This is a genomic window from Flagellimonas meishanensis (assembly GCF_019880545.1).
Taxonomy (GTDB): Bacteria; Bacteroidota; Bacteroidia; order Flavobacteriales; family Flavobacteriaceae; genus Flagellimonas; species Flagellimonas meishanensis.
In genome coordinates, this window is the sequence record NZ_JAINVW010000001.1 from 572,411 (window position 1) to 591,074 (window position 18,664).

The 18,664-nt window shown below is 36.5% G+C and carries 19 protein-coding genes; 6 read left to right on the forward strand and 13 right to left on the reverse strand.

Annotated features, from left to right (window positions below):
* Positions 1-94 precede the first annotated feature (94 nt).
* Both K7G75_RS02560 and K7G75_RS02565 read left to right on the forward strand, forming a co-directional pair.
* Complete coding sequence (locus K7G75_RS02560) at positions 95-568, forward strand: HIT family protein (protein ID WP_222982475.1); 474 nt, start codon at positions 95-97, stop codon at positions 566-568.
* Positions 569-1,441, forward strand: a complete 873-nt coding sequence (locus K7G75_RS02565) for a DMT family transporter (RefSeq protein WP_262420225.1) — start codon at positions 569-571, stop codon at positions 1,439-1,441.
* Positions 1,442-1,764: 323 nt separating this feature from the next.
* Here the strand turns inward: K7G75_RS02565 and K7G75_RS02570 are convergent, their stop codons facing one another.
* The 5 genes from K7G75_RS02570 to K7G75_RS02590 all read right to left on the reverse strand — a co-directional run bounded on the left by K7G75_RS02570 (position 1,765) and on the right by K7G75_RS02590 (position 5,904).
* Positions 1,765-2,016 carry a hypothetical protein gene (locus K7G75_RS02570; RefSeq protein ID WP_222982477.1) on the reverse strand — a complete coding sequence of 84 codons (252 nt, stop codon included), beginning with the start codon at positions 2,014-2,016 and terminating at the stop codon, positions 1,765-1,767.
* A 304-nt stretch (positions 2,017-2,320) separates the two neighbouring features.
* Positions 2,321-3,505, reverse strand: coding sequence for a serine hydrolase domain-containing protein (locus K7G75_RS02575; RefSeq protein WP_222982478.1), 1,185 nt, complete (start codon positions 3,503-3,505; stop codon positions 2,321-2,323).
* Between the two features lie 205 nt (positions 3,506-3,710).
* Positions 3,711-4,247, reverse strand: coding sequence for a hypothetical protein (locus tag K7G75_RS02580; protein ID WP_222982479.1), 537 nt, complete (start codon positions 4,245-4,247; stop codon positions 3,711-3,713).
* A gap of 151 nt (positions 4,248-4,398) precedes the next feature.
* Complete coding sequence (locus K7G75_RS02585; RefSeq protein ID WP_222982480.1) at positions 4,399-5,001, reverse strand: DUF1684 domain-containing protein; 603 nt, start codon at positions 4,999-5,001, stop codon at positions 4,399-4,401.
* A gap of 87 nt (positions 5,002-5,088) precedes the next feature.
* On the reverse strand, positions 5,089-5,904 hold the full coding sequence (locus tag K7G75_RS02590) for a hypothetical protein (protein ID WP_222982482.1): 816 nt from the start codon (positions 5,902-5,904) through the stop codon (positions 5,089-5,091).
* A gap of 504 nt (positions 5,905-6,408) precedes the next feature.
* Between K7G75_RS02590 and K7G75_RS02595 the strand changes: the two genes are divergently transcribed.
* The gene (locus tag K7G75_RS02595) at positions 6,409-7,302 is read left to right on the forward strand and encodes a hypothetical protein (protein ID WP_222982484.1); all 894 of its coding nucleotides are present in this window, start codon (positions 6,409-6,411) and stop codon (positions 7,300-7,302) included.
* Between the two features lie 148 nt (positions 7,303-7,450).
* On the opposite strand, the gene K7G75_RS02600 is transcribed toward K7G75_RS02595, so the two are convergent.
* Together K7G75_RS02600 and K7G75_RS02605 are read right to left on the reverse strand one after the other, a co-directional pair.
* Positions 7,451-7,951 carry a hypothetical protein gene (locus K7G75_RS02600; RefSeq protein WP_222982486.1) on the reverse strand — a complete coding sequence of 167 codons (501 nt, stop codon included), beginning with the start codon at positions 7,949-7,951 and terminating at the stop codon, positions 7,451-7,453.
* Between the two features lie 681 nt (positions 7,952-8,632).
* Positions 8,633-9,112, reverse strand: a complete 480-nt coding sequence (locus K7G75_RS02605) for a nuclear transport factor 2 family protein (RefSeq protein WP_222982488.1) — start codon at positions 9,110-9,112, stop codon at positions 8,633-8,635.
* Positions 9,113-9,884: 772 nt separating this feature from the next.
* On the opposite strand from K7G75_RS02605, the gene K7G75_RS02610 reads away from it, so the two are divergent.
* The 3 genes from K7G75_RS02610 to K7G75_RS02620 all read left to right on the forward strand — a co-directional run bounded on the left by K7G75_RS02610 (position 9,885) and on the right by K7G75_RS02620 (position 14,522).
* The gene (locus K7G75_RS02610) at positions 9,885-10,634 is read left to right on the forward strand and encodes a hypothetical protein (RefSeq protein ID WP_222982490.1); all 750 of its coding nucleotides are present in this window, start codon (positions 9,885-9,887) and stop codon (positions 10,632-10,634) included.
* Between the two features lie 84 nt (positions 10,635-10,718).
* Positions 10,719-13,478: an outer membrane protein assembly factor BamB family protein gene (locus K7G75_RS02615; protein ID WP_222982492.1), complete on the forward strand. Its 2,760-nt coding sequence runs from the start codon at positions 10,719-10,721 to the stop codon at positions 13,476-13,478.
* A gap of 15 nt (positions 13,479-13,493) precedes the next feature.
* A complete protein-coding gene (locus tag K7G75_RS02620) occupies positions 13,494-14,522 on the forward strand; it encodes a beta-propeller fold lactonase family protein (protein WP_222982494.1) in 1,029 nt (342 codons plus the stop codon).
* Between the two features lie 37 nt (positions 14,523-14,559).
* Here the strand turns inward: K7G75_RS02620 and K7G75_RS02625 are convergent, their stop codons facing one another.
* The 6 genes from K7G75_RS02625 to K7G75_RS02650 all read right to left on the reverse strand — a co-directional run bounded on the left by K7G75_RS02625 (position 14,560) and on the right by K7G75_RS02650 (position 18,617).
* Complete coding sequence (locus K7G75_RS02625) at positions 14,560-15,075, reverse strand: hypothetical protein (protein ID WP_166524862.1); 516 nt, start codon at positions 15,073-15,075, stop codon at positions 14,560-14,562.
* 16 nt (positions 15,076-15,091) lie between these two features.
* Positions 15,092-15,481 (reverse strand): hypothetical protein, encoded by a 390-nt coding sequence (locus K7G75_RS02630; RefSeq protein ID WP_222982496.1) that lies wholly within the window; start codon positions 15,479-15,481, stop codon positions 15,092-15,094.
* 171 nt (positions 15,482-15,652) lie between these two features.
* Positions 15,653-16,081, reverse strand: coding sequence for a hypothetical protein (locus K7G75_RS02635; protein WP_222982498.1), 429 nt, complete (start codon positions 16,079-16,081; stop codon positions 15,653-15,655).
* Between the two features lie 302 nt (positions 16,082-16,383).
* On the reverse strand, positions 16,384-16,893 hold the full coding sequence (locus K7G75_RS02640; protein ID WP_222982499.1) for an energy transducer TonB: 510 nt from the start codon (positions 16,891-16,893) through the stop codon (positions 16,384-16,386).
* Positions 16,894-17,288: 395 nt separating this feature from the next.
* Complete coding sequence (locus tag K7G75_RS02645) at positions 17,289-17,756, reverse strand: hypothetical protein (protein ID WP_222982500.1); 468 nt, start codon at positions 17,754-17,756, stop codon at positions 17,289-17,291.
* Between the two features lie 90 nt (positions 17,757-17,846).
* Positions 17,847-18,617, reverse strand: a complete 771-nt coding sequence (locus K7G75_RS02650; RefSeq protein WP_222982502.1) for a class I SAM-dependent methyltransferase — start codon at positions 18,615-18,617, stop codon at positions 17,847-17,849.
* Positions 18,618-18,664: the final 47 nt, after the last annotated feature.

Sequence of the window (18,664 nt, forward strand, 5' to 3'; positions counted from 1 at the left end):
CATTTTAAATGCCTTATTGTTTTGTCCAATAAGATAGATAAAAGTTAACGCAAAGTATTCTTGTCAATATTAAGCAGATAAAACCGGTATTCAAATGAAGATTTATGAATCTTTGAACTTTATTGTAGAGGCTGTACAATCACCTTTGGTTACTAGAAAAGATGGTGGCCACATCTCAATATCACCAAAAACTCGACTGGACAATAGGACATTATTAGAGCCCATGATTGCAATCGAACTTATGCGTTTGACTATGCTAATAGGTGAGGCAATGACATTGGGTTTAAAAAATAGGGGTGTTGATATAGGAAGAATAAACTATCAAGATAACGGAAATTGGGGCGTATTTAGACCTGAAGGTCCTTATTTGCATGTACATTTATATGGTAGGGCCAAAAGCGCAGAAATACAGAAATATGGTGAAGCTTGCTATTTTCCGTTTCCAGAATCTGGCTTTTATGAGACCTTTGAACCCTTAAATCAAGATGACATAACCGAAATTCAAATGCAGATAGACTCACTATTGGAACTTGAAAAATACTCATTATCAAAATGGGGGATTAAGTAAATGGAGACTTTTCCTTTCTCCCTTGTGTTGATTTCCATTTTCACCCATGCCTATTGGAACTATCTGATAAAACGTGCCAAAAACAAACATATCTTCACCGCACTAAGCAAATTGGCGGAAGTTCTAATCTTTTTATTTCCAGCAATCTACTTTTTTTTGGTGACTAATTTTCAATCTGAATTTTTGTTTCTAATTCTGATTGCTGGGGTCATTACTTTCCTAAACTACTTTTTTCTTTCGAGCGCATACAAGTATGGAGATCTTTCATTGGTTTATCCCATTGCAAGGTCAAGTATTATTTTCTTACCAATCATAGCTTTTTATTTCATTGGTGAACGAATTGATACAGTTGGCATTCTGGCCATTAGCCTAATCCTTCTTGGTACGTTTGTTATGCATATGGAATCATTTGACAGACCAGGTATACGAACAATCTTTAAAAATATTGGAAACAAGGGAAGCATGTATGCAGTATTGGCTGCATTCACCGTGGCTTGCTATACTATATGGGATAAAATCTCAATTTCCAGGATGCAGCCGTTTTTATACTTTTATTTATACACTTTCATCGTGGCCATTTTGTACAATGCTATTGCATTTTACAAATTTGAAAAAGACGAAATAAAAACTGAATGGCAATTGAATCGTTGGAGAATAATCAAAGTGGGGTTTTTCAACAGTTTTACTTATATATTAGTTCTAATTGCCTTGACAACAAGTAAAGCTTCCTATGTGGGAGGATTGAGGCAACTAAGCATTGTTATTGGAGCCTTTTTTGGTTTTAGATTCCTTAAAGAAAAGTTAGGAACACCTAGATTGGTTGGTATTTTGATCTCCATTTTAGGTGTTTGTTTGATTTACTTTGCAAAGTAATTCCAATCATGTCCTTTTAGCCGGGGATTGTGCTAAAAAAAAAGAACATGATAAAAGATTATATAGTTACTTTTCTCATTAATTTAATGATGCAATTCCTAGCGAAACGGAATTTGCTGAAGGCTCCAATCGAAAAGTGTATCGAGACTCAAGAGATTTGAAAAGTTCATAGAACATTTCTGGAGAAGTGCTTTGCAGCTTCATTTGTTTTTCCTACCAATCTTTTAGGTCTTCATAAGCGCATATTATTATAACTAGATTTTTATTCTGAATAACCGAGGAGATACCAGATTTGTTTGTATGAGTATCTCCTTCAAAAGCTCCTAAAAATTAATTCTCATATTTACCTTGGCTCCATGCATTTTATTAATGTAAAATGATACAAACTCATCCTTTTTTCCAGGATAAGCGATATAATAGTCAATAACAATCAAAGGTTTTTGTTCATTTTTATCGACCTTTTTAAATCTTGAATAATCAACCAACTGATTTTGCAAGCCTTCAAAGGGTCTTACGAAATGTTTTATGAATTCATTGTCAACCATTGACTTGTCCTTGGCCCATCGCGCTTCCATATCGGACCATTATAAAACTTATCCGGAGCAGTTACCCTATCCTCTATACTTCGAAACCCGCTAATCCAAAAAAATCTATAATGATTACCAATAATTTGAAATTGACCCAAAACATAGATAGCAGTTTCAAACTGAGAGTCAAAAAAATCAAGGAACTCAAAATACTTGACAGATTTGAGCTGGTAATTACTGAGCTCAAAGGTGGTCAATTCTTGTGCACATATTGAAATACCAACAATTGAAAAGAGGATTAATATGATATTTTTCATTTTAGTGCTGCTAAATGCGCTTTTTATGACTCATTTCATTGCAATAGCCCATATTCAGCTTCAAATTTTGACTGATTGATAATGTCCCATCCTAATCTATCGAGACTTTCTTCATATTCTCGCGTTGATACCCTAGAATTAAGAAGGATTACCCAACAATACCCATCTTGATTTCGTATTACTATTGAGGATGAGCCGGGAATACCGCCTTGGTGCCACCAGTTGCCCAACGGGTTGACCGCCCATCCTTTTGCATAATTTGAATTTTGAGGTGATGCAGTAGTCATTACCTTAATCGTTTCTGGTTTTAGGATATCGTCAACTGAGCTGAACCCATCAACCCTTACTGTAAACTTCAAAAAGTCCAATGCGGTCATTACCCAACCACCATGGGAGTCCATCCTTTTAATATTAAAACTATATGGGTCTAGGTTTTCCTTAGAATAATATTCAACTTCATTTGGGTGTTTTTGTCGACTATTATTTGATACATATGCATTTTTGACCCCTAATAAAGCTAGCTTATTTTTCACATAGACTTCATAATCCTGCCCTGTTACTTTTTCGATAATTCTTCCCAGAATACAGTAACCGAAATTCGAATATTCCCAATTTGTGCTAGGTTCATTCTTCAGAGGAATCTCATCCAAGGTACTCGAAATAAGTTGGTCATGGTTAAAATCAAAAGTTAAAAACATGGGGTCTTCAAGATCATTGCCCCAACCTCCGGAAGTATGTTCCAACAAATCCTTTATAGTTATCTTCTGGATCCAAGGACTATACGGCTCTGTGCCAAATTCATTTTGCAAAATACCTTCATCTCCAAAAACATTATTCTCAATTGATATTGCACCATCTTCAACTAGCCCCATTATTGCAACGGAGGTCATTGGTTTAGATAAACTTGCAATTCGGAATAGGTTAGAAGTGACAACTGTATCCTTTTTTTCAATATTTGCATACCCGTATCCCTTAGCATAGATGAGTTTTCCAGACTTGGCTATTGCCAAAGACACCCCTGGTATATTATACTTTTTTATGAACTGAAACATTATCTCATTAGCCGTTTCATTATCTGGAATGGCCAATGGTTCTTTAGAAGAATTGATTGGTATGTCAGAATATTCTGGGTTTCTCTCTCCATCATGAGTACAACAGCAAAACAGTAATAAAAAACAAAGAAGATAGGTGAAGTATAATCTCCTTGGTAAGAAATTCATCCAATTACTATTTGAAGGTTTCACAATCAAAATTTTGGAATACATTAATCCGCTAAAAGGACTATACCATTAATTTATGCATTAATCCAAGATGCCAAAACTGGGGACTACGAAATAAATTCAGGCGAGTATTGAATTTTGTTAATCATGTTTTTAAATAAGTAATGTTAGTCTATGGCTTATATACGTTGTTGTAGAATTTTTCTCATTCCAATACAACCTTTATTTCTTTTGGCTCAAAGGTCTTGCCCTCTATTCCGTAGACCGTTCTGCAATTTCCCTTTACTAAAACTGTCGGATTTTCATATAAAATCGATTTGTCTATTCTGTCCTTTATTTTCATTTCAGGTATCTCAAATAGAATTTCATTTTCCAATTCATAAATGGTTCCCAAAAGTTTTTTTTCATATGGCTTTTTTTCGGTGATAGTAAATTCATCAATGTACTCAGAATCGTAGCCAGTAAGACTTGGCCCTTGTATGAATCGCTCATTTAATACCTCTTTAAAGCCAAGTTGTCCCTCTTTAGGAAAAAATGCGAATTCAAAATTATTTAGGTCTTTATATAACCTGATGGTTTTCTTCGTTTCGGTTGGATAGATCCTGACTGTTAATTCAAAGTTGTCATTTGGCTGATAAGCTTCTTTGTCAAATGCCAAGTATAGATTAGTGTTTTCAAAATCATTCTTGGAACAACCAAAGGTTAAAATCGAAAGTAGGAAAATAGATAAGGTGCATTTCATTTTCAAAATAGGTTACAACTTGTTAATGGTAGTGTAAAATACATTTCTGTGCTTCCTAGTTGGGCCAAAATCGATGTATTAAATCCCCTTTTATTTTCATCGTTTATTTGAACTTTCTGTATAAAATATAAATCCTAACTCCTTAGTTTCCCTACTTAGAGTGTGGTTTAAGTTTAATTCCAGCATATATACGAATTGGCAGGTCATTTTCTTTTGGTGGAATTGGGCATGAATATTTTGGGCTGTAAGCACAATAAGGATTATATGCTTTGTTAAAGTCAATTATAATGAAATCCTCTTTTGGAATTTCCAAATCGATAAATCTACCCCCAACATAGGTTTCCTCTCCATTGGTTAAGTCAGTGAAAGGTAAAAACAGATAGTCTTTGTATTCCTCGGTATCCCTTAGACTATGACTTTGGTAAATATTTAATTTAAGTTTTTGATTATTTAACTCGAAGGTCGCAACACCATAAATTTCATAAGTGGGCAATCTGTCCGTTGTTGTTTTCATTAGGAACGGGACTGCTTTGTCAACCCTCTTGAATTCTGCTTTCACCTTAAATTTTTCATCGATTGGGAAAAAATCATGTCCCTTGAATTTTTTAACATCACTCTTTTCAAGTGGCGATTTTTCAGAATCTTGATATTCGGCATTTAAGTGGGATTGAAATTCAAGGACTGAATCCTTGTACGATTGACCAATGATTGTGTTCATTTGAAGTAAAATGCCAATAAGCAATGCTAATCTCATATGCTTCGTTTATTATAATTATTGTCGATGTTGGAATTAAACTGGTGTGGCATAATAGTTAATTTGAAATTTAACTATTCTAACCTATTACATTTTAGTCTTTTCTATATGAGTTGTTTGATCCATAACACTTTTTGTCTGTAATTCTATTGCGAAGACGTCCAACTCTGTTTTTAAATTCATCTCCATTTCAAGATAAAACTTTGTAAAAAACTGCTTTTCGATATCATAATCAATCTGCCCATCTCCAGTACCATCCAGCACCATTTCATAGTCTTTAGTTGCAGATTTAATAATGTAATCTTGATTTAAATCAAAATATCCAACCCCTTTGTCAATTTTTCTCAGGGTGTATTTCGAGTCAATTTCCAATTCGATGGTGACATCTGCAATTGGCATTGAAATTGGGTTTTTCTGCTCAAAGGTTTCACCAACCTTTATCTTTCTATTTGGATACTTGATTTGATTCAGCATTGATTCCATTGCTTGAATTAAAACCTCTTTTTCATCTACCGCCATAACGGATGAATAAATTGAATCAATTTCGATTTCTCCATCAATGGTCTTTCCATAAAATTTGGTTCCACTTACTAAAGTTGGATTATTGGACTCCAATAATTCTATTTCAACAGGAAATTCATTTCCAATTTGTTTTCCTGTTTTAGAAATACTTTTGAGTAAACTCGTATCCTTTGATATTGTAGGATTTTCAATTCCATTATTTTCAAGTCTTTGTAAAATCTCATCTGAGGCGATGTATTTCACATTGTTTTCTGAAATTTGTTTTTGTTTTAATGTATAATTGAAGTTTGGCAAATAGCCGACTTTAAAATCAATTTCTTCTTGACACATTACCTTGACATAAACAAACGTCAATAAAATAAGTAGGGTTGTTTTTTTCATGAGGATGTTTCGAATGTATTGGTAATCCTTTATTTGAACTTTTCCATTTATACTTTACAAGTCCTAATCTATAAAATTCACTTTTACTGCTTCCTAAAATTAATAGATAAGTTCTGAATTCTCATTTTTAACCAAGCATACGTGTGCTTTGCTCTACTTTGAACTCCTAATCCATGATTTAATGGAGAAAAATTGGATTTAAAAGTATTATGCTTGCATAATAAATTTTTTAGTAGTACTTTTAAGTTAGTGATAAGAAAAATGATACATACAGGTGTTAATAAAAGTCATACGAAGAAGAGATCGAGAGACCGGCGGTTCGTTCTGACGTAATTTACCCTAGGATATAAATTATTTTACAAACCGCTTGAAAATCAGGCGGTTTTTTTGTGAATACCCCCCAAGTTCTTATTTGATAGATGAATTTCTGAAAGGCAATTTAGACGTGTTATTGGATTATTATCCAAATGGTTATTCCCTAATAAATCCTAAAAACCATTACAAATGAAAAATTCTAAATTCAGAAAGACTTTAAAAAAATTCATTAACGAAATTGACTCCTGGAGCCGAGAAACAAGAGACGGTGTAATACTTATTATTACTGTGTTTTTCGCAGTGTTGTTCATAATCCTATTAAGAATACCATTCTTTAGGGAATTTGTAGCAAAAGAACTGGGAGAACCGTTGGAACTGGTTATAACATCTCTACTCTACATCATAGTTTCATTATACATTTTTTTCTGGGTATTGTTTAAGAAAATAAGGATGCTTTTAGAAAAGCTTGAAGAAACAAAATTGGATTTTGATGATAAGTTGAATTTCGAAGGTACTGATGGAATTTATAAATCGGTCAATGAAGAAATGAAAAAGCGAAAAATCTTAACCGATAAAGTTACCATTGATATTATTGGATATACTCTGTATTCTGTTCAACCCAAAATAATTGAATGGAAAAAAATGGGATTGCTTAAAAATATTGAAATAAACATTTGTCACCTGGACCCCTCTTTTATTGAAAATAACGAACAGTTTGACAAAACTTGGAGCACTCATCTCAAAATGTATTTAAAATCAATTGGTATATTCATAAAGGATAATGAACTGGAATTGAGAAACAATAAGGTTAAGTTCAACTTTTACCCCTATAAGCACAATCCTGGAGTCCACGGGTTTCGACTTTCAAATGGTTCTTTGTTCATGTCCTTCGCGAATTGGGACGGTGGAATAATAGAACAACCTACTAATTCAGTTTTTGTTCATTTAAGGCCAAATGAAAACTCTCAAATGGCCTTTCGAATGAGGCTTTTATTTAGAAACTGGTTGGAAAAATCTAAATCATATGCCTTCAAAAGGCGAGTGGACGGAAATGAGTCAGAAGACCAGATGAGAAAGGCGTAAATAAAAAAATATCTGACTGATAGGTCATCAACCTAATAGTTTTTAAGTACATATTGAATATCTAAGCGAACACAATATGCACATGGCCTCGTTTTGCCTAAATGTTGCCTTGTTAGTAATGGATTGGATCCTTTATTTGAATTTAACATCACTGTTTGCAAATAGCTGAAATAAAAAGGTAATGTCCATTTTTTATTGCTTTATAGAGGCTGCCTTTTTTGGTAAAAGCCACGTGCATTTTATTTTTTCCTGTTAAATATATTTTTTCACCCTCCATTTGATACAAAAGATCTACTTCAAGCACTCCGCTTGTAATCCCCGCTACCACGCGAATATCTTCAATTCTTACTCTGGAAAAAGTCGAAGAACTCGATGGCAAAACATTAGAATCAACATATTTTAGGGACATTTCTGTGTCTTTATCCAATTCACGGATTGATTTAATAAAGGTTTGTTTAAAGTCGGGGAACTTTGAATCTCCATATGTAGGGAGCCCCTCGTATTGAAATTTTTCAAAATCACTTCGTTCATCATATGCAAAATAAAAAGTTCTATCACAATTGATTTCTGAAGCAAGTTTATTCGTTTGCTTGTGTGAAACACATCCAATGTTAAGAATTACTGAAATTATGAGTATTACTTTCTTCAATTGTAGCTTTCGGGTAACTTGTTTATAGCGATATCAAATGCACTTCTATAATATCAGATCGGAAAAAAATCGATGTATTAGATCATCTATTATTCGAATCGTTTATTTGAACTTTTGGATCAGTTCCTTAAACATTATTTGCACATTGTTTCTCAAAAACATCAACTAAGCGCCCTATACAATACAAGAATCAGTCCCACCATAAAAATAGTGGTAAATATTAGTTTGTTATACTTGGCCAACCAGTTAGGTAAGAAAATGTCAAAGTTATCTTTTTGGGAACTCGAATAGTTTCGTGCCACAACAGTGAGAGGGCAAGACATTTTGAACAGTAGGAGAACCAATCCTTCCCCAATTATTAAACCAATGCCAATCCAGGTATAGGTGGTTAATCTGTTTGTAACACCTGAGTAGACGATATAAAAGATTATAGCAACGAAAATCACCCAAATAAGGGTATGGATTAGTTTGATGGCAAGTAGTTTACTTTCCTTGTTCATACCTCCTCCAGCTTCTTATATTGCACTGACGGTCTCGTATAACCGTCACGGCTAAATTTACGTTAAATTTCGGATAGCACGCACGTCAGTAATTACGTAGTGGATTCGGACATAGTCGAATCCGCCGAAATTGCGGTTATACATTGTTGTAGACTGCCTTTTTTATTTTTCAATATGAATCTTATTCAGTTGCCGGTTGTATTATTTCACGTATGGTAGCCCAACCAGTCGGGCTTTTATCATATCTAATATAAGTAACCATCGTTCGCCCACTAAAAATAAAAGGCTCACCACCGTTTTTTGGTATTCCTCTTATTGAAAACTTGGTTTGTTCAATTGCAATATTCTCATTTACGAAAATACTTTCAACATCATTCTTAATGAATTCTAAATTGAAATTTTCTAATGTTTCCTTCAGACCTCTAATGACTTCATCCCTTCCAATTTTCAGGTCATTATATCCCAATGCCTTAATGACATCAGGATGATGCAGAGATTTTATTTTTTCGATATTCCCATCAGCAAAGGCTTTTCGAATAATTTCTCCGTTTTTGAGAATTTCACTTTCAATACTCTTATTTTGAGAATAAACTCCAGTTGGTATTTGAAGTGCCATAAAGAGTATTAAAATCCAATTATTTGTTCTATTTCTTGTTTTCATTAGATTACTTTAAGTTGTCTACAACGACCCGCTAAACGTAGTTCCGGGATTTTTAAGGAAATATAGCGAAATCGTCCAACAATGTTGCAAGAAATGGACTTCCTATGTCTCTTGTGGCATTGTTTTTCAAGTAGGTCCCGAAGGGTCCGTTACTTGTCGATTTAGCGGTATTGGGAATAAAAATTTCGGCACCAAATTACCGTTTAGTACCCTGTTATGGTACGTTGCCGCTTGAGCGGCTCCATCGCCCGAAGCTGTATGGCGCTCATCGTACCGTGATTTGGTTTAGCGGGTCGTTAGGGTACATTTCTTTTGGGGCGGGAATGCGCAGCATGTAGCAACAAAAGTCAGCCGAGGGCTGAATGTACCCTAACGGTCTCGCGTAAATGGCGTTGCGAGCAAAAGCTCGCAATGAGTATTTTATGCATTGTTCTCTTTTCATTTCCTGAATGAATATCACCTAACTGATTTAAATAGCTCTTCCGCACATATATTTTAGTGCATTTTCAGTTGCCAGCAAAAAGTATCAAATTGAATAGCCCCCTCATTGTCATATCATTTAAGTCCTTAGGAAATAGATAAATACAGCTCAATTCACACATAAAATCTTACAATTTATACAGTTTTATCCAAGATACTACAGAAAATTTGCTATTTTTTTTGGCATTGGTACTTTGATCTGGCTCACTTCATTTTTACCTATCCATCTGAATGTCAAGTTAATCGTCGGAACAACGTGCGAATATCAAATAATTAATTAAGTCTTAAGGTCATGCTTAGAAAAAGGAATCTTGTTATAATCCTAGCATTGGTTTTTGCAAACTGTCATGTACAGCAAGAACAAAGAAAAGTGGATTTCGTCAGAACAGCACTTTTTAACGGACAGCTAAGATTTAACCAAAATGCGGGAACCCAAGATGTCCCGCTGCTTGTAGAAGAATTTATTATAGATGGTGGGCAGCGCTTACCTGAGATTGATTTTCCATTTGAAGGCCTATTGATAATTCAGCTACGGGGCGGAGAACTTACAACCTTGGAGAATAACAAAACCATAAAAAGAGATGTTAACGAATTTTGGGTTGTTCCAGGGAATGGCCCTTTACAAATTAACACTTCCGATGATTCCGCAATAATCAGAACTTACTTGCTGGGAAAGGAGTTTCTTGAAATGAACCAAGAAAGATCTGCAATAGTAAACGAACAAAAAGGGCCTTATAGTTATTCAGAAATCGCCAAAAATCTATTTGCAAAAGAATTCCAAGTATTCGGTACTGACAATGGGCCTATTATCCGGTTTATCGATTTTAACATTGGCCCCGGAAGAATTACTGAGGGCATCACACTCCCCGGAGCCGTACAAATTCAGGTGGTCTCCGGTGGTAATGACTTGGTCGTTAATAACAACCGTCTTGATAAAGGCCTTGGAGCTACAATGGCAATACCAGAAGGAGAGCAAATAATTGTGGACAATCGCAAAGGAATCAAACCCGTCAAACTAAGGGCTGTGATATTCCTTAAATAATGTCAAACTAAAAACCTCATTATGCTTTGCACACCCGCCATTTTAAAGTTACTTCCTAGAAGTGTGACTGCTGTCAAAATACTTATGTCGTTTGTTTGGGTTCTGACCATTATTGGATGTCGTGGTGATGACCGGATATCGGAGGTACGAGAACCAGACCCCAATGAAGTTCCGACTCCAGACATAAATCCGAACAGGGAATTTGTCTCACCTCCTACTTTACAAAAACCAATTTATGAGTGTGCTTCCACTGTAGTGGTCAAGGACTTTGTTTATAACGCTATTTTGGAAGTTTTTGTTGATGGAGCTCCCGTTACTTCCCAACAAGGAACAATAGTGGGGGGCCAACCAATCGACGTTGGGTTTGAGTTTAATTTAGGCCAAGAGGTTTATGTAACTCAAAGTTTTGAAGCAGGGACCAGTGACCCATCCAATATGGTGGTTGTCAGTAGTTATTTAGACGATTATCCCGATGGGCTTCCCATGCCAAGAATAAGTCGTGTTCCTCTATTGGAATGTGGCAGGGCCATAGGCCTTGCCGATTATGTGCCTGGGGCTACAGTAAGGGTATATGCCGAAAATCCTGATGGAGCAGGAGGGTTTGATCCCCCTACAATAATTGCAAGCCAGAAAGATTTTGGATACGTTTATGTTCCAAGTTTAGTTAAGGACGCCAGAATATATCTAGATCAAACCCTTTGTGGTGATGATAGTGACCCTTCAACACCAAAAGAAGAAGTACAACCAGATCCAGGCACTCCGCCAACGCCAACATTGGATCCAACCCCAATTGCAGGTGCAGAAATTGTTGTGTTCTGGGGCCCTGGCGGTAGCCCAAGTGAATTAATGAATGGGACTGTTCTAACCATTGAGGAAAGTGGAACAAAGGTTGGAGGTCAACCAACCCCGGGTGGAGGACAGCAAGTTGGTGTAAATCCGCCAATTGATGATAGTAAAACGTATTCTGTTATTCAGGAACTCTGCGATTCCTCACCACCTGGAACCATCAATCCAGAACCATGTTCATCTCTCACCGCACCTAAAATTTATCCACCATTACCTGGGCAATCTTTCGTAGAAGTTTACGAGTATCATCCTGGAGCACAGATTTTAGTGTTTTCAGGAGGTCAAGAGATAGGTCATTCAGGACCAACAATAATTAACTTAAATAAAATTTTGGTACAAGGGGAAACTCTTGTTGTGGTTCAGAAATTAGGAAATTGTATTAGTTCTACCGCAATTCAAATTGACGTTGATTGCAATATTGGGAGAAACAGTACGGCCTGTGGAGGAGATTGGCCCACTTTTAGACAGAATGCCGCACGTAATGCCTGGCAGCCCAACGCTCCCAATTTGGCAGACCCGAATGACATCAAAACCTTAACGGTCAAAGCGGAGTGGACCCCAGGTTCAATGCCAGAGGGATTTACAGCTTCTCCCATTGTATATAAAGGCAAAGTTATTATCGGCGGATCCAACGGAAAAGTGTACTGTTTAAGTGACGATCTGGGGACAGTGCTCTGGGAATACCCATCAGGCGGTGGAACGTTAACATCAACATACACGTGTAATCCCTCTAGTGAAGGTATCGCATCAACCGCTGCCATAGGTTTGGTAGATAATGAATTGGAAGTTGTTATTTTTGGAGCGCCTGACCAAAGCATTGGTGCTGGTCTGGGATCTGGCAGGCTTTTCGCCTTGGATATTACAAATGGTAATTTGGTCTGGGATTCAGATGAAGTTGCGGTTTTAGATGGGTCCAATCCTGGGAGTTTTTCAGAATTACATGAACAAATTGGTTATTCTTCTCCCTTGGTCTATAATGACAGGGTTTATGTTGGTATTTCTAACCATTGCGATAACCCAATACAAAGAGGAAAAGTACGTGCAGTAAGCTTAAGCACCGGTAATTTAGTAGGAGGGTTTCAATGGGAAGGCGTAGGCGGTGATGAAAAGACCGCCGATGGACGTGGAGGAGGAGTTTGGAATTCACCCACAGGAGGATATTCCGGCGGAGTGTATTTTACCACAGGGAATACCCGTATAGGCAGTCAAAGTGGAGAGCCCTCTCCCAATCATGGACTTAGCCTGGTGCGCGTAAATGAAAATACTGGGGATATGATATGGAAATTACAGCCAGTACCATATCCGATGGATGGAGATCCAGATTGGGCGGCCGGAGCTATAGTCACGAACACATCTTGCGGAGAAGTTGTTTTGTCTACAATGAAGGATGGCTGGGCCTATGGAGTAGATGCGGGTTCGGGAAGGCCTGGAACCGCTCCGGTAAGGTGGCAATTTCCCCCTACAGGGACTTTTGACCCAGCGACCACCAATTTCTTTTCTCCCGGTGACGGCACAAATCATGGTGATATCAGATATCTTGTTCCCGGAGCAGCGCAACGTAACAATTATGTCACCATGACCGGTGGAGAAGAAGTCACGGATAATGTCAATCTTGGATTTGGCCGACTTCATTCTGTAAATGCTTGTTTCGGAAATGTACGATGGCTCAAAGACATTCCCGGGACTGGCTCAAGTAGTTATCAATTGGGGCCGCCATCTATTTCAAATGGAATTACATATGTTGGCACAAGACAGGGTAACTTAATCGCTATTGCCGACCCTTCGGTCTATAGCACAGCAAACTCCCAATGCAGCAATCCGGCATTTTCAGTTGCCGACTGTGTGGCCAACGGATATAGTATTGTAAAAGACCCTATCATTTTGAAGAACTTGGCCATTGGCCGAGGGCCAATGATTAGGAATGAACCTGTAATTGCCAATAATCGTATTTATATCTCCACGACCTCTGGATGGCTTATGATGATCGAGCCAGAATAATTTATAATTGTTAGGATGCCAAAATTATTTCATTTTTTATTCGGATTGGTTGTACTAATTTCTGCGTGCACAGAGAGTAATGTCCCCAAAGGAATTGCTTATGTGAGCAATGAGGATTCCGGAACGGTCAGTATTGTAGATCTAAATTCTTTACAAGTTGTTGATTCCATCAGTGTTGGCAAACGTCCCAGGGGAATAAGATTATCACCAGATGGAAAAAAGCTCTATGTGGCCTTAAGTGGATCTCCAAAATGTCCTCCCTGGATGCCTAATGAAGAGTGCGAAAGCCAAATTGAAGATAAATCTGCGGACGGTATTGCGGAAATTGACCTGGAACAAAAGAAGGTAATCAGGGTAATTGAAGGGGGGTCGGACCCGGAACAATTTGATATTACCAAAGATGGGGCACTTTTGTTTGTTTCCAACGAAGATATTGGCAAGGCAAGTGTCCTAGATCTTAATAAAGGTGAAATTTTAAAGCAACTAACTGTCGGTGGAGAGCCCGAAGGGGTTAAAATAAGTCCAGACCAAAGATTGGCACTTGTTACCAACGAGGCTGATGCAAGTGTTTCCGTTATTGATGTAGCAACTCTGGAAGTTATCAATAATCTGGCTGTGGGCAATAGACCCCGGGATATTTGTTTTCATCCAGATAACAACCTTGTTTATATTTCAAATGAGTTTAATCATTCAGTATCAATTTTAGATTTATCCAATAACATCCCTACGGAAAAGATTCAACTTGAGAAAGGTCAATTACCAATGGGATTGGCCCTTGATGTCAAAAGCAATAAATTATTTGTTGCTACAGGAAGGGGACAAAAAGTGGTCTCCTACAATATCAAAGACAAAAAACTTCTTCAAGAGGCGATAGTCGGGAAAAGACCTTGGGGAATTGCATTAACTTCAAATAAGAAGTTTTTGATCTCCGCCAACGGTCCATCCAATGACGTTACCATACTAGACACTAAAAATTTCCAGATAATAAAAAAGATTCAGGTTGGAAGAAATCCTTGGGGCGTAGTCATTGGTTCGTCCCCTTAGCTTAAAGGTTCATCGTTAATTTAAACTATTAATAGAACTAATCAGGAACATAATAACAAACCAGTCGGCCATTATTTTTCACGGCTACCAATCCAAGCCCTTTCTTATAATATCTTGTGTCCTTTTGCCCACTTGCATACAACATCTCGATAACCAACAAATCGGCAAGTTTTCCTTTGGGTGTTTTTAAAGTCGCTCCGACTTTTCTTACGGTACCATTTGCGGTTGTTTCTCCTTCAACTGGGTTAATGCTGAAAAATGGCATGTCGGTCCTTTTTACCTCATTGAAATAGTAAATAGTGTCGTTCGAATTACGATAGTACATATTAATGGTTTCATCAGGTGGAAAAATCTGGGCCACTTGAGTATAGACTTCGCCTTCAAAAGTAATTGTATCCTTGATGACTTCTCTATACTTATTTTTATACCACGTCAAAGTTTTACTTATCCCTTTAGCAAGAGGAAAATAGCTATCCTTTTCGGTGATACTGTCCTGTCCAAAAGTTATTGTACAATACAATAAGGTTGTAATAATGAAAATCAATTTTGTCATATCGTTTATTTGAACTTTACTTAAGACTTTTCAGAACCTCTCTTATTTCCACTGCCTTTGTGGTATCAAACAACATTGTCCTGGTACAGCGGTTGGTCCACAATCGATTCTGATTCACTCTATTGTCATAATCTCCAAAAAATTTCTTTGATAGTCTTTCTGGATGCAAGAAGACAATGAATTCTTTTCCTACTTCAAAACCAAAGTAACCACATGATGGGCCATGCATGTAAGTATAGATTGTTAAACTAGTTCTATCCATGTTTCCTTTATACGAGTCAACTATTTCTATTTCAACTTTGGTGACAGATTTAGGTTCAAAAACGTTCAGCATTTTAGGTTCGGATTCAAATTTCTTTGCTAGGTACTGAAGCTCTTCGATTGTAAAAATTTCTTTTTTGGACACATAATCAATGTTTATAACCCTAGCATGCAGAATTGAGCTGGTATGCTTTAATTCATTTCTTAACTCAGTGGTATGGCAAGTACATGCAAAACTCTTGCAAGTAGATAGTGCGAAAATTATAAATAGAATCCTCCTCATCGTTTTTTCGAACCTAAAAAATTCAACAGTCTTTTATTTTAGTTTTAACTCTTTTCCCATCGACTCAACCGCGTATATTGAAATTTTGTCATCTCGTAACTTCAGTTTAATACCATTGGATATTAAGGATGTCTCTCCCATTTGCATTTGCGTTGCATCATCGTTATAAACAGGATGTATGAAGATTACCTCTCCCGATTCCGGAGTTATTCTGAGTTTTTCATGCTCCTTGTTTCGTTTGCAACTGTAAATATGTTCCATATCGGCTTTGACTTTATGAAGGAAATATGCCCCTTTCTTTACATAAATCAACTTTTCCCCATTATATAAAACTTTGGCTGTGGGTAATTTTGCACAATAAATGTATACATGGGAATATCCATTTTCAGGCTTTACAATACTTGACTTATTGAATGATTCTACAATGCTTTCGTCCGACACGAAAATATCTGATAGGTTCATCAAGTTAATTACAAAGGGTTGGGATTGTTTGAATAGCCGATATGTGACCCTCCCATTTTTGATTTTGACAATCTTACAATTAAGTATTATCCCATTCAAGTCTTTTATATAGTCCGTTTCATAATCCCTAGCCAGACTTTGCCCTTGAACTTGAAGTCCAAAAAAGATTAGTAAGGGGAGCAAGTAAATGTTTTTTTTTGTAGCTGTCATTCTAAAAAAACTATGGTCTTTAATAGACTAAGGCTTAAATCTTATTTTTCAACCATTCTGTATAAATCGTTTATTTGAACTTTCTGCTTTAATTAACTGAACTTTATGGGAAAAGTAAACGGAATATCAACTGGGCTGCCATTTTTTGTCCCGGGCTCAAGAGGAGGGAGTTTGTTTATCACCCTTATCATTTCCTTTTCATAATCCCCAGATTTGTCATCACTTTTAATGAAATGAATATTTCTAATTTCACCTGTTTTTGTAATCGTAAATTGGACTATCATTTCAATTGCCTCATCTCCAAGCTTTGAGGTATCGTGCCTAATTTTTTTTCTCAAGTGTCCATAAAATGTCTCACTGAAGCATTTTCTTCGGCCTTCAGATGATTCGATGTTTTTGCATTTTCGAAAGGTTGGATCCCTGTCAATTCCATAATCAGGACTGGTTGCTTTAATCCCGTTTTCAGGTTTTATATAGTTTCCAAAATGTCTACCTCTTAAGGTGTCCTTTTTGTAATCATTTTTGATTACTGTTGAGTCTTGGGTATAAGCAGATAAGCTTAAAAAGGTTATGACAAACAGAGTGAAATATTCAGTTTTCATTTTCTGAACGTTTTACAACTTATTTATATGAATGTAAAATACATTTATTTAAACACATTTGGGAATATCCTCGATGTAATTGACAATCGTTTATTTGTACTTCACTTATTGTCCGACCACCATTCAATTACCTGCTTAGCTAATAATTCAGATTCTTGCTTATTCATGGAAAATCCATAATTAACTGATAGCTCATGATGGATAGCTTCTCGAAGTTTGAATTCATCAGCCCCTCTATATAGAAAACTTAGGCACATATGGTTTATAGAGTCGAACTCATCAGGAGGTGAGTCCGGAATCATATTCCAGGAATTGATTAAATCCCTTAGACTCGAAAAATGAATTTTATATCTCCTTTTAAGCTTTGTGCTCATCCTTTACTTGAACTTATAAATCTAATCAAAGAAAATTTCCTCCAGTTCTCCTTTCTCGTGGGCTTTCAAAAATTTCTTTGCTTTTGAACTAAGCGATAGCCCATTTTTTTGATTGGAAACATAGTCCAAGAATATTTTGGCACCACCTATTTGCGATTCCCTGACATCATCTTGTTCGCTATACTTCTGGCCCTCAATTTTCATGTTTTTCAGATACCGGTCATTGTTGAGTTTTTCGTTCAAAATATAATTCGTAATAGCAATCATATAGAAGTAACGTTGATTACTTTTTGGATTCAAGGAATCATAAAAACCTCCGAAAATGGGAACGTTGATTCCAGTATCCTCGTTCTTCCAAAAATCCACGATTCGACAAGCACTTACAAATTCCTCAGATTTAAAATTCACAGGATTGTCAAAGATATATTCTGTGGCATCAAAAAATAATTGCTCATAGCTGGCAAAATTTGGTTCTGGATCGGATTTCATTTTTTTAAGAGATTCCGATAACTGAGAATGACTGAATATTGGTATACTGAAAATCGTCAGTAAAAGCATTTTCTTTATCATATCAATCGTTTATTTGAACTTTGGCACTCGCTGACAAACAAATATCTGTTTTTCCGAATCGTCATGAAATGCTACTTCCGCAAAATCTCCAAACTTGTGGATGATTTCAAAACCATTCCATTCCAAGTACGAATCCAATTCTTGAGGAAAAAAGAGTCGCATATCCAAATTTTGTATTGAATCAAACTCACCATTTATGAAATAATGCCATTCTATGCGATTGATTTGGGTTGCATTTTCATAGCGCATTTGTTGCTTTATCAAAACTTCCCTACCGTCATTAGTGGTGTATTCCGAAATTTCCTTTTGTTCTTTTTCGGCTTCAACGAGATATTCAATATTCGGATTAAAGCAATCCAACAAAAATAGACCTCCTTCCTTGAGATGTCTTTTAACCGCGTTGAATGCCATAAACAAATCTTCATTAGTATATAAATGATGGATAGAATTAAATGGAATAAAAATCAGGTCGTATTTGTCCGGTAAATCCAAGATTCTCATATCCCCCTCGACAAACTTGATATCCAATCCTTCCTGGACAGTTTTTTCTTTGGCCTGTGCGAGCATTGAAGGCGTAAAATCCACCCCTGTAATGTCATATCCTTCCCTGGCAATTGGAAGTGTAAGCCTACCGGTACCACAACAAAGCTCAAGTACACGGGCACCCCTGTTCTTGGGCATCCATCTCTTATAAAACTCCAAATCATCCAAGTGGGTATTCATGCCATCATAAATACTCGCATCATAAATTAGATCGCCAACCTTATAGTTACTTTTCATATAAAAGCTTTTATATCCATATATCATGTTTTTTTAACTACCCCCAC

Bases quoted from the DNA above. Each gene is read 5' to 3' on its own strand.
- K7G75_RS02580 (WP_222982479.1), bottom strand. From the start codon at position 4,247: ATGAAATGCACCTTATCTATTTTCCTACTTTCGATTTTAACCTTTGGT.
- K7G75_RS02615 (WP_222982492.1), top strand. From the start codon at position 10,719: ATGTCGTTTGTTTGGGTTCTGACCATTATTGGATGTCGTGGTGATGAC.
- K7G75_RS02560 (WP_222982475.1), top strand. From the start codon at position 95: ATGAAGATTTATGAATCTTTGAACTTTATTGTAGAGGCTGTACAATCA.
- K7G75_RS02645 (WP_222982500.1), bottom strand. From the start codon at position 17,756: ATGAAATCCGATCCAGAACCAAATTTTGCCAGCTATGAGCAATTATTT.
- K7G75_RS02635 (WP_222982498.1), bottom strand. From the start codon at position 16,081: ATGAACCTATCAGATATTTTCGTGTCGGACGAAAGCATTGTAGAATCA.
- K7G75_RS02650 (WP_222982502.1), bottom strand. From the start codon at position 18,617: ATGAAAAGTAACTATAAGGTTGGCGATCTAATTTATGATGCGAGTATT.
- K7G75_RS02625 (WP_166524862.1), bottom strand. From the start codon at position 15,075: ATGACAAAATTGATTTTCATTATTACAACCTTATTGTATTGTACAATA.
- K7G75_RS02570 (WP_222982477.1), bottom strand. From the start codon at position 2,016: ATGGAAGCGCGATGGGCCAAGGACAAGTCAATGGTTGACAATGAATTC.
- K7G75_RS02640 (WP_222982499.1), bottom strand. From the start codon at position 16,893: ATGAAAACTGAATATTTCACTCTGTTTGTCATAACCTTTTTAAGCTTA.
- K7G75_RS02610 (WP_222982490.1), top strand. From the start codon at position 9,885: ATGCTTAGAAAAAGGAATCTTGTTATAATCCTAGCATTGGTTTTTGCA.
- K7G75_RS02565 (WP_262420225.1), top strand. From the start codon at position 569: ATGGAGACTTTTCCTTTCTCCCTTGTGTTGATTTCCATTTTCACCCAT.
- K7G75_RS02585 (WP_222982480.1), bottom strand. From the start codon at position 5,001: ATGAGATTAGCATTGCTTATTGGCATTTTACTTCAAATGAACACAATC.
- K7G75_RS02590 (WP_222982482.1), bottom strand. From the start codon at position 5,904: ATGAAAAAAACAACCCTACTTATTTTATTGACGTTTGTTTATGTCAAG.
- K7G75_RS02620 (WP_222982494.1), top strand. From the start codon at position 13,494: ATGCCAAAATTATTTCATTTTTTATTCGGATTGGTTGTACTAATTTCT.
- K7G75_RS02605 (WP_222982488.1), bottom strand. From the start codon at position 9,112: ATGAAAACAAGAAATAGAACAAATAATTGGATTTTAATACTCTTTATG.
- K7G75_RS02595 (WP_222982484.1), top strand. From the start codon at position 6,409: ATGAAAAATTCTAAATTCAGAAAGACTTTAAAAAAATTCATTAACGAA.
- K7G75_RS02575 (WP_222982478.1), bottom strand. From the start codon at position 3,505: ATGAATTTCTTACCAAGGAGATTATACTTCACCTATCTTCTTTGTTTT.